Raw genomic sequence first — 15,914 nt, 5'->3', positions numbered from 1 at the left:
CCCGATTCAAGTGAACAGAACGTTCTTACATTGGAGGGTTCTCATTAGTGAGTCCTACGCCGACGAGGCCGGCACGATCGTGCTCATCCACGGCCTCTGGGTGAATCCGCGCAGCTGGGAAGGGTGGAAGCACCACTACGAGGCTCGAGGGTACAGAGTCATCACCCCCGCCTGGCCGGGGCTGGACCGCGAGGTGGAGGAGCTTCGGCGCGACCCCACGGGCATCGCGGGAGTCGGCCTTCGCGAGGTGGTCGACCGCTACGAGGGCGTCATCCGCGATCTGGATCGCCCGCCGATCATCATGGGCCACTCGTTCGGCGGCGCCGTCGTGCAGATCCTGCTCGACCGCGGCCTGGGCGGTGTCGGCGTCGCCATCGACTCGGCAGCCGTCAAGGGTGTGCTCCCCCTGCCGCTGTCGACCCTCAAGTCGGCCTGGCCGGTCCTGGGAAACCCCGCCAACAGGAACAAGGCGATCCCGCTGACGCCGCGGCAGTTCCACTACGCCGTCACCAACACCCTCACCGAGAGCCAGTCCGCCGCCCACTACGAGCGGTACGCCGTCCCCGGCTCGGCCCGCGTCCTCTTCCAGGGGGCGTTCGCCAACTTCAACCCCCGAGCCGCCACTCGAATCAACTTCCGCAACCGCCGCCGGGCCCCGCTCCTGTTCATCGCGGGACAGGCCGACCACATCGTCCCGCCCAAGGTGAACAAGGCCAACTGGCGCCTCTACCGCAAGTCCCCCGCCATCACGGACTACCAGGAATTCCCCGGGCGCTCGCACTTCATCATCGGCCAGGACGGCTGGCAGGAAGTCGCCGACTACGCACTGAACTGGGCCGAGGAGCACATTCCCGCCCGAGTGTGACCGCAGACGGCCCGCCATCCACAGCCCGGCACAACGCCACCTCCAGGTGCGGGGGCGGTCCACTGATCCATCTCCACCGCCGTGCGTTCCCGCGGACAAGCATGTCCGCGCTCAACAAGCGATGATCCATCACACAAGGAGAAACCCGTGCTCAACCGTCGTACTTTCCGCGTCGCCATCGCCTGTGCGACCGGGGTCGCCCTCGCCGGCGGCGTGACCACCCTCGCGTCGGCCGCATCCTCCCACCAGACGGCCTCGGCCCCGAAACCGACCGTGGTCCTCGTGAACGGAGCCTGGTCCGACTCGGCCGGCTGGAGCGGCGTGGTCAAGCGCCTGCAGTCCAAGGGATATCCGGTCGCCGCCCCTCCCACAGGTCTGCGCAGCCTCTCCGACGACTCGGCCTATCTGGCTTCCTACCTCAAGACCATCAAGGGCCCCGTCGTCCTGGTCGGCCACTCCTACGGCGGATCCGTCATCACCAACGCCGCCACGGACGACACCAACGTCAAGGCCCTGGTCTACATCTCGGCCTTCGCCCCGGACGATGGCGAGAGCGCCGCGGACCTGACCGCGAAGTTCCCCGGCACCCACATCACCAACGACCCCAAGGCCCAAATCCCCACCGCCCTCACCCCCGTCCCCTTCACCCTGGCCGACGGCACCGCCGGAGTCGACTTGTATGCTAAGGCGGATGAATACCGGGACCTGTTCCTGAGTAACCGCCTCAGCGACAAGACCGCCGCGGAGCTCGCCGCCACACAGAGCCCCGCCGCCCCGCATACCCTCGATGAACCGTCTGGCCCGCCCGCGTGGAAGACCATCCCCTCCTGGTATCTCGTCTCCAACGACGACCACCTGATTCCTCCGGCGGCCGAGCGCTTCATGGCCGCCCGAGCCCACGCCCACACCGTCAAGGCCGGCACCCCCCACGCCGCACAGGTGACCAACCCGGAGATCGTCACCAACCTCATCGAACAGGCCACCGCGACCACCCGTTGACAACAAGCACCAGCCACGGCATCACCGGGCGTTCCGGCACACCCCGCCGACCGACACATCGGTCGTCCCGCGGGGAACAGCGGGGCCGCCCGGCGGCGCCATTCGACACCGACCGATCGATCACGTCCGGAGGTACAGCGAGATGACCCACCCGGCCACTCCGCCGACGCGACCTCTCGCCCATCGGGTCACATCATCTTCGGGTGGCTGAGCGAGCATCCATCGAACGGCGCGGAGACCATCGCGCAGGAAGGCAGGGAACATGTCCGACGAGCACAGCATGTCGGTGACCGACAAGGTCCTGGCGTTGCTCGGAGCGTTCTCCTACGAAACTCCTGCGCTGACGCTCACCGAATTGTCGAGGCGGACCGGGCTGTCGATGCCCACTGTCCACCGTCGTGCCGCCGAACTCGTCGAATGGGGAGCTCTCGAGCGTGGACCCGACCGGCGCTACAGGGTGGGCCTGCGACTGTGGGAGGTGGCCACCCTCGCGCCCCGCGGCTTCGCCCTGCGGAATGCCGCCCTGCCGTTCCTGCACGACCTGTACGACGTCACGAAGGAACAACATATCCACCTTTCCGTGCGGGATCACCTGGACGTCGTCTTCCTGGAACGTCTGAGCACGCCCAACGCTCCGCAGGCCGGCAGCCGGGCGGGAGGCCGGTTCGGCGCATTCGCCACGGGAGCGGGATTGGTATTGCTCGCCCATGCCCCTGGCGACGTACGAGAGGAATATCTGAGCGCTCCACTGCGGCGCTATACCGAGAAAACCGTCACAGATCCGGGCCGGCTCCGCTCCCTTCTGGCCGGCGTCCGCCGGGAGGGCTACTCCACCAGCGACAGAATGGTCGGGCCGGACGTCCAATGCGTCGGGGCGCCGATCTACGGGGCGGACGGCTCGGTAGTGGCGGCTGTGTCCATTTGCTTCCGAGCAGGCAGCCAATCCCCCCAGACGCTTGCTCCCTCCGTTCGAGCGACTGCCCGAAGAATTTCCCATGCCCTCCGCTGACGAACGTGAACGGCGTCCATCTCAAGGGCGCGATTCGCGACGTACCTGATTCCCGGCGCCGGCCGTGTCGTCGGCCTCAGCGGGGATCAGACGGTCTCACCCAACCGCTCGGCCAGGCGTTCCAGGCCGCCTCTGATGAGCTTGCCGTACCCGTCATCGCCGAGCGCGCCCATCCCGGCCCGGGCCTGCTGGAGGTGCTCACGGGCGCGGTCGAGGTCGCCCAGCCGGCGGTAGCAGTCACCCAGGTTCAGGTGCAAGGACGGATACAGGCCGGCCACCGGGATCGCCACTCCGGCCTGCGCAACCTGGTCATCGGTCACCCGATCAGCGGCGGCGAGGGCCCGCAGATCCCACAGCAGTTCCTCGTGAACGTCGTCCTGCACGTCGGCCATCGAGTGGGCCAGGACGCACACATGCAGCGGCTCGCCCTGCTCGCCGCCGATGTCATCCCAGATCTGCGCGAACAGCTCGCGAGCGGCGTCACGCTGACCCTGGCCGTGATGCAGGTCCACCGCTTGGCCGATCCGGGTCAGTGTTGGGTCGGCGGTCATCAACGTCTCCTCCACCGTCGCAGGGCAACAGCGATCACCCTAGCCCCGCCGAAATGGACCTCGCGTGCTGAGGTCCCGGCTGCGAGGCTGCACGAGCCCGACGGCTACGAGTGCCGTTCCGCCGCATCGAGCGGGCCATCTCCTGAAGCCGTCGTCTTCCGGACCGACGAGGTCATGGTCATCGAAGATCCCGGGCAGTCGGTCGGCGACATCGGAAGCCGACGCGCGACTCGAGTCGAAGATGCGCCTCAGCTGAGGACCGGCAACTGCCTCGAATAACCCAGGATGAAAAAGCCTCACTGCTGGAGAAGAGCGACGCATAAGACTGCTTGAGCCCCCGATCTGTATCGGGGGCTCTTGTCGGCCACTTCTGAAACACGCCCTGAGTGGCCAAGCCGGCTTTGTGCCTGAAATCCTGTTCGGGAAAGCTCTAGGTGATTATCTACTTACGGAGCCAGAGTCCGTAGCCGGGGCTGTCCCATAGGCAGCTGTACTCCTTCGCGATAGTCGTTTCTCCTATCAAATAAATTCCGGTGGATTTACATGATTGCATGTATGCATATACTTTGAACAGCCACCAGTCTGAGGCTTGAGCGGGAGAAGCCACGCCAATAGTCGTAAGGAAGGTGACGCTTGCGATAAGGAAGGCGGCCGATCTCATGCGCTTACGTGGCATTCGCGCGGTCTCCCATCGCTCTAGACGGACACGGCATGTTGGGTCCTCCTTCTCGGACTGTTCCGTTTTCGGGGGTGCGTCATACGGAATAATAGACAGTGCTGCCATAAACCCGCCATATGCGGGCCATGGTGGAGTGCGGCGTGCGGCCGAGAATGTCTTAAGTGATGCTCTACATCGCTCAGGGAATAACGGCGCCGACGCGGAAGGCGGTCCAGGCAAGCGTGAGTCGTCGTCCCGTCGCCAGGACATCTCCACCCGAGCCTGCGGTCAGTGGCGTCTTTGTGGCGGTTGTATGGCGCCTTCGGTGATCCTGGATCAGGAAGCACTCAGCGTCCGCTTCACACACCCCACGAAGTGGAGGACAACAAGCATCATGCCTGCCGACCTCACACATACATTCCGAGGACGACTCGGCCTGCTTCGCAAGTCCGCACAAGCCCTGGCTCTTCTCATCGTCGCGGCGACCGCCGGCGTTAGCCTGACCGCCGCACCGGCTGACGCCGCCTCGTGGCGCCTGTATCAGGTCTACGCGGACTCGGAGACGTGCAATGCCGTTGGGGAGGCCGCCGTCTATGTGGGCAAAGTGAAGAAGTACAAGTGTCTGTGGGACAGCCCCGGATTCGGTCTCTGGTTCTACTCCTGAACAACCTTCTAAGCGCGCTCGGTAGAGTTCCCTGCCGGGCGCGCTTTCGTCATCGGCCACGTCGTGAGGGGGAAAGGAACCACTCGGCCGCGGTCAGTTGCCCGGTGAGGGCGGCCCACCAATGGGATGGCCGGCGGATGTCACGTACCCGGGGGTCTCGCGGCCGGGGTGGTGTGGGCGGGTCCCGGGCGGGGCGACGTGGTCCATGAGCGCCCGGCGGCCACTCTCGACTGGCGGCCTTTCCTGATCGACAATGGCCAAGTGCCGTAGATCGACCCACTGGTCACAGGCGGGAGCGCGACTTGGCGGAAGTGACCTTCGGGATCTTGGGGCCGGTATGCGTTCGCGTGGGCGGTCAGCAGCTCGGCGCGCTGAGCGGTAAGCAGAGCGCGGTCCTGGCCAGTCTGCTGCTCAGTGTCAACACCACGGTGTCCAGGGACTGTCTGATCGCCTCGCTGTGGGCCAACCCTCCCTCTTCGGCGGTCCCCAACCTGCACACGTACGTCGCCCAGCTGAGAAAGGCGTTGCCGACGGGGACTCGCCTCTTCACGAGGGGACCCGGCTACTTGCTGCAAGCTGGTACAGAGGAGGTCGATCTGCTCACCTTCGACCAGGAGATACGGCTCGCTCGGCTGGAGGCCGAAAGGGGCGAGGCCGAGGCCGCGGTCGAACGGTTCGAACGGGCGCTGGCGCTTTGGCGTGGGCAGCCCGCCGAGGGCACTCCACTGGAGGGCGACCTTCTCGCCCGTGTCACCGAGGTGGAGGAGCGCCGCACGCAGGCGCGCCTTGACTACGCGGAGGTGAAGCTCGTCCTCGGTCCCCGCCAAGAGATCATCGAGGACCTCCGCCGCCTGCTGGCTGAGCAGCCTTTACGGGAGAGGGCCTGGTATCTACTCATACTCGCGCTCGCGCGCGCGGGACAGCGGGACAAGGCGCTTGACGCCTACCGTCGGGCCCGCGACGTGCTCGTTGCAGAGCTGGGCGTCGAACCTGGTAAAGACCTGCAACAGTTGCAGGCCATGGTCCTCGGCGGTGACCTGCCGCCAACCGTGCCCGGACCGCGGGCCGGGGGCATCTGCCAGCTACCGCCGGACATCGCCGACTTCGTCGGCAGGCGAGGAGAGCTGTCGGCGGCGATCAAGGCGCTTCGCCTGGGCCGCGGCAAGGCAACGACCTCCGCGACCGCAGGGACGGCGGGGACCGCGGGGACACCTACGCCGGCGACGGTGCCCCTTTGCGTGATATCGGGTCAGGGAGGCGTGGGTAAGACCGCCCTGGCCGTCCACATTGCCCACCACGTCCGGCGGGACTTCCCCGACGGGCAGTTGTACATCAACCTGCGCGGCGGCGAGAACCGTCCCACAGATCCGGAGGAGGCGCTGGGCCGGTTTCTGCGCGCGCTCGGGGTCGACAGCGCCACCGATCCTGCGGGGCTGGACCAGCGGGCGGAGCTTTACCGCGGCACGTTGGCGAACGGGCGTTACCTGGTGGTGCTCGACGATGCGGCGGACGAGGGGCAGCTCTACCCGCTGCTGCCGGGCACGCCGGGGTGCGCGGTCCTGATCACCAGCAGGCACCGGCTGACGGCTCTGCCCGCGGCACGGACGATCGACCTGCCGGTGATGCCGTCCGGTGAGGCGCTCGAACTCCTGCGGCATCTCATCGGCGCCGATCGGGCGGCCGAAGCGCCCAGTGACGCCGACATGCTCGTCCGGTTGTGTGGTGGCCTGCCCCTCGCGGTGCGTATCGCCGGCGCCAAGCTTGCCGCGCGGCCGCATGAGGGCCTGGATCAGTTGGTCATCAGACTGAGCGACACCCGCAGCCGCCTGGACCAGCTCTCCCATGGCTCCCAGGCTGTGCGGGCCAGCCTGGCCGTGGGGTACCAGGGCCTGACCTCTCCGGCACGGCGGCTGTTTCGCCTGCTCGGCCTGCTGGAGGCGTCGGATTTCGCGGCCTGGGCGGCCGCGGCCTTGCTCGACATACCGCACGCCGAGGCCGAGGACCTGATCGGGGAACTGGTCGAGGTCCGTCTCCTTGACGTCGCGGGTCGCGACCCGTCCGGGCAGGCGCGGTTCCGCTTCCATGACCTGACGCGCGTGTACGCGCGAGAATGCGCTGAGGCCGATGAGCCCGAGAACGAACAGAGCGCCGCGGTGCGACGAGCCTTGGGCGCCTGGCTTGCCCTGACCCGCCAGGCGCACGTGCGACTGTGCGGCGGAGACTACCGCCTGCTGCACGGCCGCAGCCCCCTCTGGTCGCCCGGCTCGGAGATCGTTGAACTCCATCTACGGGACCCGCTCGCCTGGGTCGACGCCGAGCGCGCTGGAGTCGTCGCCGCCGTCGGCCAATGCGCGTCGCTGGGGCTCGACGAGCTGTGCTGGGAGCTCGCCTCCAGCGCCATGCACCTGTTCGAGACCCGATGCTTCTACGACGAGTGGCGGGTGACGCAGCAGACCGCCTTGTCCTGCGTCCGCGACGCGGGGAACCTCAGAGGTGAGGCGGCTGTGCTGAACGGGCTCGGCGGGCTGTTCCTCGCACAGGACGAGAACCTCCGCGGCGGCGAGGTCCTGGAAGATTCGCTCCGGCTGTTCGCGAAAGTCGGCGACTGGTACGGGCACGCGCTCGCTCTGGTCAACATGGCCGAGCTGCATCGCGTCGAAGGGAGATACCCGGCGGCGCTGGCCTGCTACGGCGAGGCGGCGGACGGCCTGGCAGAGGCCGGTGATCGGGGTTCGGAGATCGCGGTGCTGCGGGGGATCGGCCAGATCCACTTCAACCAGGGCAGGCATGCCGCTGCCCGTCCCTACATCGAACGCGCCGTCGAGCAGGCCGGGTCCGTGGGCGACGTCCGTGCCCGCCAGTTCGCCCGGATCCTTCTGGGTGAGATCCAGCTCGCCCAGGACGAGCCCGCCGCCGCCGAACAGTCCTTCGCCCAGGCCCTGACATTCTTCGCCGATCTCGGTTTCCCCCGTGGCACGGCCTACGCCTCCCTGGGGCTCGCCTCCGCCAAACTCGCTCTGCGGCTGTTCGGGGACGCCGAGCATCTCCTGGGCGAGGCTCTGGCCACGTACCGAAGCGTGGACGAACGTCTGGGCGAGGCTCGCGTCCTGTTCGTCTGGGCGGAGCTCCATCGCTCGCGGCGGCGGTTGGACGAGGCGGCGACGGTCCTGGAGACGGTCGTCGCGATCTGTCAGGGCATTCCCGCTCCCCGGCGTCAGGGTCTGGCGCTGCGTGCGTTGGGCGACGTGCGTCGTGAAGCCGGAGACCTCGCGGCGGCCATCGGCGCCTGGCAGAAGGCTTCGACCGTTCTGGAAACCATCTCGCCGTCAGAGTGCGAGGAGATCGCCGTACTACTCGAGCGTCATGCGAACCAGGTGCACTGAGGATGGTGGCGTCCGGCTGCTGATCGTCTGGGCATGCCGTTTTTGCAACGCCCTGGCGCACGGAGCAGATCGCGGACCCGATCACCGACGTCACCGCGTCCGTGTGGGATATCAGTGTCAGGTGTGATCCGCCCTGGAACGTGGTGACCTTCGAGCGAGGTGGAGTCCTGGCTGGACGGGCTTTCCTTTCCGCTCTACCAGCGGGTTATGCGGAATGTAGACGACTACCTCGTCACTGGCGGCATCCCTGACGGGGATCACGTGAAGAAGCTGAACGAAGCCTTTGCACAGCGAGTCTCCTCCGGAGCACTCTGCGGGCAGAGCCGGATGACCACATCGGCCTTACCTGGCCCAGTAGGAGACCGGGTCTCTCTCCGCTCACGCGTACGCGGGGGGCCGAGGTGCGCGAAGATGGTCCGCATGGCGCCGCACCGGGGGATGTGCGCTGCCTTGCGGGGATGCCACTGCCCCAATGGGCCGGCGGTGGCCATGGACGGTGCGCGATTCGGTGAGGAGTCTTGTGAGTACGCTGGGTAGTTTCATCTGGTCGATCGCCGACCGGCTTCGGGGGCCCTACCGCCCCAACCAGTACGGGAACGTGATCCTCCCGTTCACGATCCTCCGGCGCCTCGACTGCATCCTGGAGCCGGACCGTGAGACGGTCCGAACCCTGGCCGCGGCGTACCAGAACCCGGCCCGGCTCCGGATGGAGGTCAACAGGGCCACCGGCCGGCCGTTCTACAACACCTCGAAGTACGGCTTCGACAACCTGCTTCAGGACGCGGACGGGCTGGAGGACAACCTCGTCGACTACATCGACCGCTTCTCCGCCGATGTCGATGTCTTCGAGTACTTCGACTTCAAGAAGGAGATCATCGCCTTGGAGAAGGCCGGTCTCCTGCGCGAGATCGTGAAGTCCTTCGGCGCCGTCGACCTGCACCCCGATGTCGTGTCCAACGCCGACATGGGGGACGCGTTCGAGTACATCATCCGCAAGTTCAACGAGGCCGCGAACGAGACCTCCGGCGACCACTACACGCCGCGTGACGCGATCCGGCTGCTGGTCGACCTGCTCTTCGCCGAGAAGGACGCCGATCTGACCGGGGCGGGCATCGTCCGCTCGCTCTACGACCCCACCGCCGGCACCGGCGGCATGCTCGCTCTGGCCGAGGAGCACCTGCTCGCACAGAACCCGGCTGCCCGGTTGAGCCTGTACGGGCAGGAGTACAACCCGCAGTCGTACGCGATCTGCAAGTCCGACCTGCTCGCCAAGGGCCATGACGCGTCCAACATCGCCTTCGGCAACACGCTCACCGACGACGCCTTCAAGAGCCGCAAGTTCGACTTCTGCATGTCCAACCCGCCCTACGGCGTCGACTGGAAGCAGTACGCCAAGGCCGTCACCAAGGAGAAGGCGGAAGCGGGCCCTTACGGCCGGTTCGCGCCGGGCCTGCCGGCCACCTCGGACGGGCAGATGCTGTTCCTGCTGCACCTGGCGCACAAGATGCGCGCCCCCGAGGACGGCGGCGGCCGGGCCGGGATCGTCATGAACGGCTCGCCCCTCTTCAACGGGGCCGCCGAGTCCGGTCCATCCAACATCCGCAGGTGGCTGCTGGAGAACGACCTGGTCGATGCGATCGTCGCGCTGCCGACCAACATGTTCTTCAACACCGGCATCGCGACCTACATCTGGATTCTCGACAACACCAAGCACCCCGACCGCGAGGGCCTGGTCCAGCTCATCGACGGCACGTCGTTCTGGACCAAGATGCGCAAGAATCTCGGCTCCAAGGGCCGCGAGATCAGCGACATTGACCGCGCCCAGGTCCTACGGCTGTACGCCGACTTCACCGATGCCGACCCCGACTTCTCGAAGGTGCTACGCACCGACGAGTTCGGCTACTGGACCATCACCGTCGAGCGCCCCCTGCTGGACGAGGATGGCAAACCCGTCCTCGACCGCAAGGGCAACCCGAAGCCCGACTCCAAGAAACGCGACACCGAGAACGTGCCCTTCACCTACGGCGGCTCGACCTCCGGTGCGGCGGCGCGGGTCGAGGTCATCCAGGCGTACTTCGACACCGAGGTGAAACCGCACGTACCAGACGCTTGGATCGACTGGGCCAAGGTCAAGGTCGGCTATGAGATTCCCTTCACCCGCCACTTCTACAAGTACGTCCCGCCCCGCCCTCTCGTCGAGATCGACGCCGACCTGGAGAAGCAGGTCGCCAAGATCCTCGACCTCCTGCACGAGGTGGAAGGGTGAGCCCGGCTGCGCGAGCAGGCTGGCGTCAGACGACGGTGCGCCGGGTGCTTCGTCCGCTCGACCGCCCGGCTCAGCCAGGGTTCGGTGTCATCACCGCCTATCGGGACGGCATCGTAACCCTTCGCTCCAACCGCCGTGAGGACGGCTACACCTTCTCGGAGACCGAGAACGGGTACCAGGAAATCCGTCCCGGCGATCTCGTCTTCCACGCGCTCGACGGTTTCGCTGGCGCGGTCGGCGTCTCCGACAGTTACGGCAACGCATCGCCCGTCTACCACGTCTGTGAGCCCGTCGCTGGCGACGATCCCGGTTACCTTGCCTGTCTGCTACGCCACCTCGGCACCTCCGGCTTCCTCGCCACCCAGGCGCCGAACGTCCGGGAGCGCAGCGTTGACTTTCGTAACTGGAGTACCTTCGCCCGCATCCCCCTGGTGCTGCCCCCGGCAGCAGAGCAGCGCGCCATCGCCGATTACCTCGACCGCGAGACCGCCCGCATCGACACGCTCATCGATGAGCAGCAGCGCCTGATCGAGATGCTCTGCGAACGTCGCCGGGCGGCGGTTGAGGAGGCGGTGTCCATCGTCGGCACCAGCGGGCCTCGACTGAAGCACATCATTCGATCAGTTCGGCAGGGCTGGAGCCCACAGTGCTACTCGTGGTCAGCCGATGGTGTTGAGACTTGGGCCGTTCTCAAGGCTGGAGCAGCGAACGGCGGTCGTTTCCGTCCGATGGAGAACAAGGAGTTGCCGGAGGACGAGATTCCGCGCCCGGACATCGTCGTAACTCGAGGTGACCTCATCGTGTCGCGAGCCAACACCCGTGAACTGGTCGGCAGCGCGGCAGTGGTCGAGGGCGACTTCCCACGGCTCATGCTCTGTGACAAGCTCTACGCCTTCTCGCTCGACGAGCGCCGAGCCGATTCGCGGTTCGTAGCGACAGCGCTCGGAAGCCGCAGATGGCGCGATCTGATCGAGTTGGAGGCGACCGGCGCGAGCCACTCGATGCTCAATATCAGCCAGTCCGACATCGTGAACCTCCCAATGCCGCTGCCCCCTGTGGATGAGCAGCGCCGGATCATCGCGCACTTGGACAGTGAGACCGCCAAAATTGATCAGCTCATCGCCGAGACCGAGCGCTTCATCGAACTTGCCCGTGAGCGCCGCTCCGCGCTGGTCACGGCCGCTGTCACGGGCCAGATCGATGTGCGTGAGGTGGCGTGATGGCCGACCACAACGAGGTCGTCTTCGAGAGCGAGATCTGTGAGCACCTCGCGGACCATGGGTGGCTGTACTCGGAGAACGACACCGGCTATGACCGGGAGCGGGCGTTGTTTCCCGAGGATCTGTTCGTGTGGCTGGAGGCGACGCAGAAGCCGGCGTACGAGAAGGCGTTGAAGGCGGCGGGGTCGCAGGAGAAGTTCCTCGACGTGCTGGCCACGGCGCTGGACAAGCCGCTGGAACACGGTGGCGGGATGCTGAATATCCTGCGTACCGGAGTGCAGTACATCGGCGGTGGCCGATTGAAGATGGCGCAGTTCCGGCCCGAGACGACGCTGAACGCGACGACGAACGCCGAGTACGCGGCGATGCAGGTCCGGGTGATGCGGCAGGTGCACTTCTCGACCGCCGACCAGCGCAGCATCGACCTGGTGTTCTTCGTCAACGGGCTTCCGGTCGCGACGGTGGAACTGAAGACCGACTTCACGCAGTCGCTGAACGAGGCGATCCAGCAGTACCGGAACGGACGCAACCCGCTGACCAATGGCCGAGTCGAGCCGCTGCTGTCGTTCGGGCACCGGGCGTTGGTTCACTTCGCGGTGTCCAACGACCGCGCCGCGATGACGACCCGACTTGAGGGCGACAAGACGCACTTCCTGCCGTTCGACACCGGCTTCGAGGACGGCGCAGGGAACCCGCCCGGTGCGGACGGGAAGTCGGCGACGGCGTACCTGTGGGAGCGGGTCTGGGAGAAGCACGCCTGGCTCAACATCATCGGCCGGCTGATGATCGTGGAGACCAAGCAGGAGTGGGACGTCGCGACCGGCACTTCAGTGCGCCGTACGACCATGCTGTTCCCACGATTTCACCAGTGGGAGGCGGTCACGAACATCGTGGCCGCCGTGGCAGAGGAGGGCGTCGGCCGGCGTTACCTGATCGAGCACTCGGCGGGGTCGGGGAAGACGAACACGATCGCCTGGACGGCGCACCGTCTCGCCCGCCTGCACGTCAACGATGAGAAGGTCTTCGACTCGGTCATTGTGATCGTCGACCGCACGGTGCTAGACGGGCAGCTTCAGGACGCGATCCGGCAGATCGACGGCAGCGGGAAGATCGTCGCGACGATCAGCCCCGAGGACGTGCGCAAGGCCGGTGCGAAGTCGAAGTCCGGCCTGCTGGCGCGGGCGCTGAAGAACGGCGAGTTGATCATCGCGGTGACGGTTCAGACCTTCCCGCACGCCCTCGATGAGATCCGGGCCGACTCCGGCCTGAAGGGCAAGCGGTTCGCCGTCATCGCGGACGAGGCGCACTCCTCGCAGTCGGGGCAGATCTCCTCGAAGCTGAAGCAGGTCCTGACCGCCGAGGAGATCAAAGAGATCGAGGACGGCGGCTCGATCGACGTCGAGACGATCCTGGCCGCGGAGATGGCCGAACGGGCCGAGTCGGAGAACATCTCCTATTTCGCCTTCACCGCGACGCCGAAGAACAAGACCCTGGACCTGTTCGGCCGCAAGGGGCCGGACGGCAAGCGCGAGTTCCACCTGTACTCGATGAAGCAGGCGATCGAGGAGGGCTACATCCTTGACGTGCTCAAGGGCTACCAGTCCTACGACACCGTGTTGAAGATTGACGGCAAGGCCGGGAGCGGCGCCGGTGGCGAGGTCGAGGAGTCGGTCGCACGCAAGGGGTTGATGCGGTGGGTGCAGCTCCACCCGACCAACATCGGCCAGAAGGTGCAGATCATCGTCGAGCATTTCCACGCCAACGTCGCCCACCTGCTGGAGGGCAGGGCGAAGGCGATGGTAGTCACCGACTCGCGCAAGGCCGCGGTGAAGTACCGCAAGGCGATCGACGCCTACATAGCCAAGCGGGCCGCCGAGGACGCGTCGTACAACTACCGGGCTTTAGTCGCCTTCTCCGGGTCGGTGTCGATGACCGAGAAGGACGAGTGGAGCCAGGACTGGGGGCCGGCGCCGTCGAAGGACGACGAGTTCACCGAGGCCAAGATGAACCCCGGAGCGGGCGCCGACCTGGGCGCAGCCTTCAAGGGCGACACGTACAAGATCATGGTGGTCGCCAACAAGTTCCAGACCGGCTTCGACCAGCCGCTGCTCTCGGCCATGTACGTCGACAGGAAGCTCTCCGGTGTCACCGCCGTGCAGACGCTCTCCCGGCTCAACCGAACCCACCGCACCGCCGGAGGGGAGCAGAAGACCAAAACGTTCGTCATCGACTTCGCCAACAAGCCCGACGACATCAGGGCCGCCTTCGAGCCGTACTTCACCGATGCCACCCTGGAGACCGAGACAGATCCGTACGTCGTCGTCCACCTCGCGAACAAGCTCGCCCAGGCGGGGATCTACACCGACGAGCAGGTCCGCCAGGTCGCCGAGCTGTGGGTCGCCCGCAAGGGCAACAACGCGCTCTCAGCGGCGATCAGCCCGGCCCAGCACGACTTCCGGCGTCGCTACGCGGCTGCGATCGAGGCCGAGGACAAGGTCACGCTCAACACCCTCGATCTCTTTCGCAAGGACATCTCCACCTACGTGCGGCTCTATGACTTCATGAGCCAGATCGTCAACTACGCCGACCCGTACATGGAGATGCTCTCGATCTTTCTCCGGCTGCTGGAGAAGGTCATCGCCGAGTCCTCATGGAGCGCCGACGTCGACCTTTCGGACGTGGTGCTGGTCGGTGTCAAGCACACCAAGAAGATCGCCGTCGACATCTCGCTGACCGGAGACGGCGCGCTGAAGGGGATCGGCGCGGCAGGCACCGGCGCCAGGAAGGAGCCGAAGTACGTCGCGCTCCAGGTCGTCATCGACAAGATGAACGACCTCTTCGGTGCAGAGTCGTTCGTCGAGTCCCAGATCCGGGAGTTCGTGCAGGGGCTCGTGCAGCGACTGCTCGGCAACCCAGACCTCGTTCAGCAGACCCGGGTGAACTCGAAGAAGCAGTTCATGGAGTCGCAGGACTTCCAGTCCGCCGTGACCGAGGCCGTCGCCGACAACCAGCAGGCGCACAACACCATGGCCGACTACTTCTTCACCGACGGGCCCGCGATCAAGGGGGTCATCGTGGCCCTCGCCGACGCCTTCTACGAGGCCGCGATCGACAAGGAGGCAGATCGACTTCGCTCAGGGGCATGAGGTGTGCGATCGGTGAGGTCGCCGCCGGAAGTGTGACGCTCCGACCTGGGTGGGCTCCAATAATAGAAAGGTGACGGTATGCTGTCGCCCCATTGCAGAGCGTAGGACGCGTGTCATGCTGGCAATCGGTCAGGGTCGTCTCTGGATCTGATTAGAGCCAATGGCATCGGCTCTAATCGGCTAACGGTCAAGGAGCTGAGATGCGGCCCGGTCACCCGAGTGAAGGACCGACGATGACGCCACGAGCCACAGTCCAGCTCGATCCGGTTCACTTCCTGGAGCTGGAGATCACCGGCCGCTGCCAGCTCCGGTGCGGCCACTGCTACGCCGATTCCGGGCCCGGCGTCGGGCACGGCACCATGACCACCGGCGACTGGGAGGACCTGCTCGCCTCAACTCGGGCCGCCGGGATCGAGACCGTGCAGTTCATCGGCGGCGAGCCGACCAAGCACCCTGACTTCGAGCGGCTGGTGCGGCACGCCCTCACTCAGGGGCTGAAGGTCCAGGTGTTCTCGAACCTGTACCACGTGCCCGACCGGCGGTGGGGCCTCTTCACCGACCCCGACGTCACGCTGGCCACGTCGTACTACAGCGATGACCCGGCCGAGCACGACCGCGTCACGCGGCGCGGCGGCTCCCACGCCCGGACCCTCGCCAACATCCAGGAGGCCCTTCGGCGCGGCATTCCCCTCAAGGTCGCCATCGTCGAGCTCGAAGACGGGCAGCGCGTCGAGCAGGCGCACGCGCAGATGAAGGCCCTGGGCGTGAACCGCCTGGGCTCGATCGACCGGATGCGCGGCGTCGGTCGCGGCGCCTCCACCATCGAGACCGGCGTCAAGGAGCTGTGCGGGCAGTGTGGCAACGGCCGCGCCGCCGTCGCCTCCAACGGGGACGTGTGGATGTGCGTCATGTCGCGGTTCCTGGAACCGGCGGGGAACGTCAAGACCACACCGATTGTGGAGATCCTCGCCGGGCGCATCTGGCGGGATCTCCTCGCGCAGGTGCCCCGCGGCGGTGCGATGACCTGTAATCCGGAGTCGGATGGGGACGACTGCGCGCCGGCCGAGACCCTCTGCGAGGGCGACGCCCTCATCTTGCCCGTGCGACGCGACAGGAAGCTCCGGCTCGCCGGAACACCGCGATGATGTGCGGC

General features: G+C 66.4%; 10 protein-coding genes. 9 read left to right on the top strand and 1 reads right to left on the bottom strand.

Annotation, left to right across the window (positions count from 1 at the left end; translation table 11 throughout):
- The first annotated feature begins 10 nt into the window (after positions 1–10).
- The 3 genes from ACFQSB_RS32425 (at position 11) to ACFQSB_RS32415 (ending at position 2,873) form a co-directional block, all read left to right on the top strand.
- Positions 11–865 carry an alpha/beta hydrolase gene (locus tag ACFQSB_RS32425; RefSeq protein ID WP_380830651.1) on the top strand — a complete coding sequence of 285 codons (855 nt, stop codon included), beginning with the start codon at positions 11–13 and terminating at the stop codon, positions 863–865.
- A gap of 147 nt (positions 866–1,012) precedes the next feature.
- Positions 1,013–1,864, top strand: a complete 852-nt coding sequence (locus ACFQSB_RS32420) for an alpha/beta fold hydrolase (protein WP_380830650.1) — start codon at positions 1,013–1,015, stop codon at positions 1,862–1,864.
- Between the two features lie 262 nt (positions 1,865–2,126).
- Positions 2,127–2,873, top strand: coding sequence for an IclR family transcriptional regulator (locus ACFQSB_RS32415; RefSeq protein WP_380830649.1), 747 nt, complete (start codon positions 2,127–2,129; stop codon positions 2,871–2,873).
- 86 nt (positions 2,874–2,959) lie between these two features.
- Here the strand turns inward: ACFQSB_RS32415 and ACFQSB_RS32410 are convergent, their stop codons facing one another.
- Positions 2,960–3,424, bottom strand: a complete 465-nt coding sequence (locus ACFQSB_RS32410; protein WP_380830648.1) for a tetratricopeptide repeat protein — start codon at positions 3,422–3,424, stop codon at positions 2,960–2,962.
- 983 nt (positions 3,425–4,407) lie between these two features.
- On the opposite strand from ACFQSB_RS32410, the gene ACFQSB_RS32405 reads away from it, so the two are divergent.
- The 6 genes from ACFQSB_RS32405 to ACFQSB_RS32380 all read left to right on the top strand — a co-directional run bounded on the left by ACFQSB_RS32405 (position 4,408) and on the right by ACFQSB_RS32380 (position 15,906).
- On the top strand, positions 4,408–4,746 hold the full coding sequence (locus ACFQSB_RS32405) for a hypothetical protein (protein ID WP_380830647.1): 339 nt from the start codon (positions 4,408–4,410) through the stop codon (positions 4,744–4,746).
- Between the two features lie 311 nt (positions 4,747–5,057).
- Entirely contained in the window at positions 5,058–8,129 is a 3,072-nt protein-coding gene (locus ACFQSB_RS32400; RefSeq protein ID WP_380830688.1) for an AfsR/SARP family transcriptional regulator, read from the top strand.
- 520 nt (positions 8,130–8,649) lie between these two features.
- A complete protein-coding gene (locus tag ACFQSB_RS32395; protein WP_380830646.1) occupies positions 8,650–10,395 on the top strand; it encodes an N-6 DNA methylase in 1,746 nt (581 codons plus the stop codon).
- On the top strand, positions 10,392–11,615 hold the full coding sequence (locus tag ACFQSB_RS32390; RefSeq protein ID WP_380830645.1) for a restriction endonuclease subunit S: 1,224 nt from the start codon (positions 10,392–10,394) through the stop codon (positions 11,613–11,615). The genes ACFQSB_RS32395 and ACFQSB_RS32390 overlap by 4 nt, the downstream gene beginning before the upstream one ends.
- Entirely contained in the window at positions 11,615–14,761 is a 3,147-nt protein-coding gene (locus ACFQSB_RS32385) for a type I restriction endonuclease subunit R (RefSeq protein ID WP_380830644.1), read from the top strand. Before ACFQSB_RS32390 ends, ACFQSB_RS32385 begins: the two co-directional genes overlap by 1 nt.
- Before the next feature lie 233 nt (positions 14,762–14,994).
- On the top strand, positions 14,995–15,906 hold the full coding sequence (locus tag ACFQSB_RS32380) for a radical SAM/SPASM domain-containing protein (RefSeq protein ID WP_380830643.1): 912 nt from the start codon (positions 14,995–14,997) through the stop codon (positions 15,904–15,906).
- Positions 15,907–15,914 lie beyond the last annotated feature (8 nt).

It is taken from the genome of Sphaerisporangium rhizosphaerae, assembly GCF_042665155.1.
GTDB lineage: Bacteria > Actinomycetota > Actinomycetes > Streptosporangiales > Streptosporangiaceae > Sphaerisporangium > Sphaerisporangium rhizosphaerae.
The sequence above is the reverse complement of the archived record's forward strand: the minus strand, read 5'-3'. Positions and strand labels throughout refer to the sequence as shown.

Coding starts and splice junctions, on each gene's coding strand:
- ACFQSB_RS32415 (WP_380830649.1), top strand. CDS start 2,127: ATGTCCGACGAGCACAGCATGTCGGTGACCGACAAGGTCCTGGCGTTG.
- ACFQSB_RS32385 (WP_380830644.1), top strand. CDS start 11,615: ATGGCCGACCACAACGAGGTCGTCTTCGAGAGCGAGATCTGTGAGCAC.
- ACFQSB_RS32410 (WP_380830648.1), bottom strand. CDS start 3,424: ATGACCGCCGACCCAACACTGACCCGGATCGGCCAAGCGGTGGACCTG.
- ACFQSB_RS32380 (WP_380830643.1), top strand. CDS start 14,995: ATGACGCCACGAGCCACAGTCCAGCTCGATCCGGTTCACTTCCTGGAG.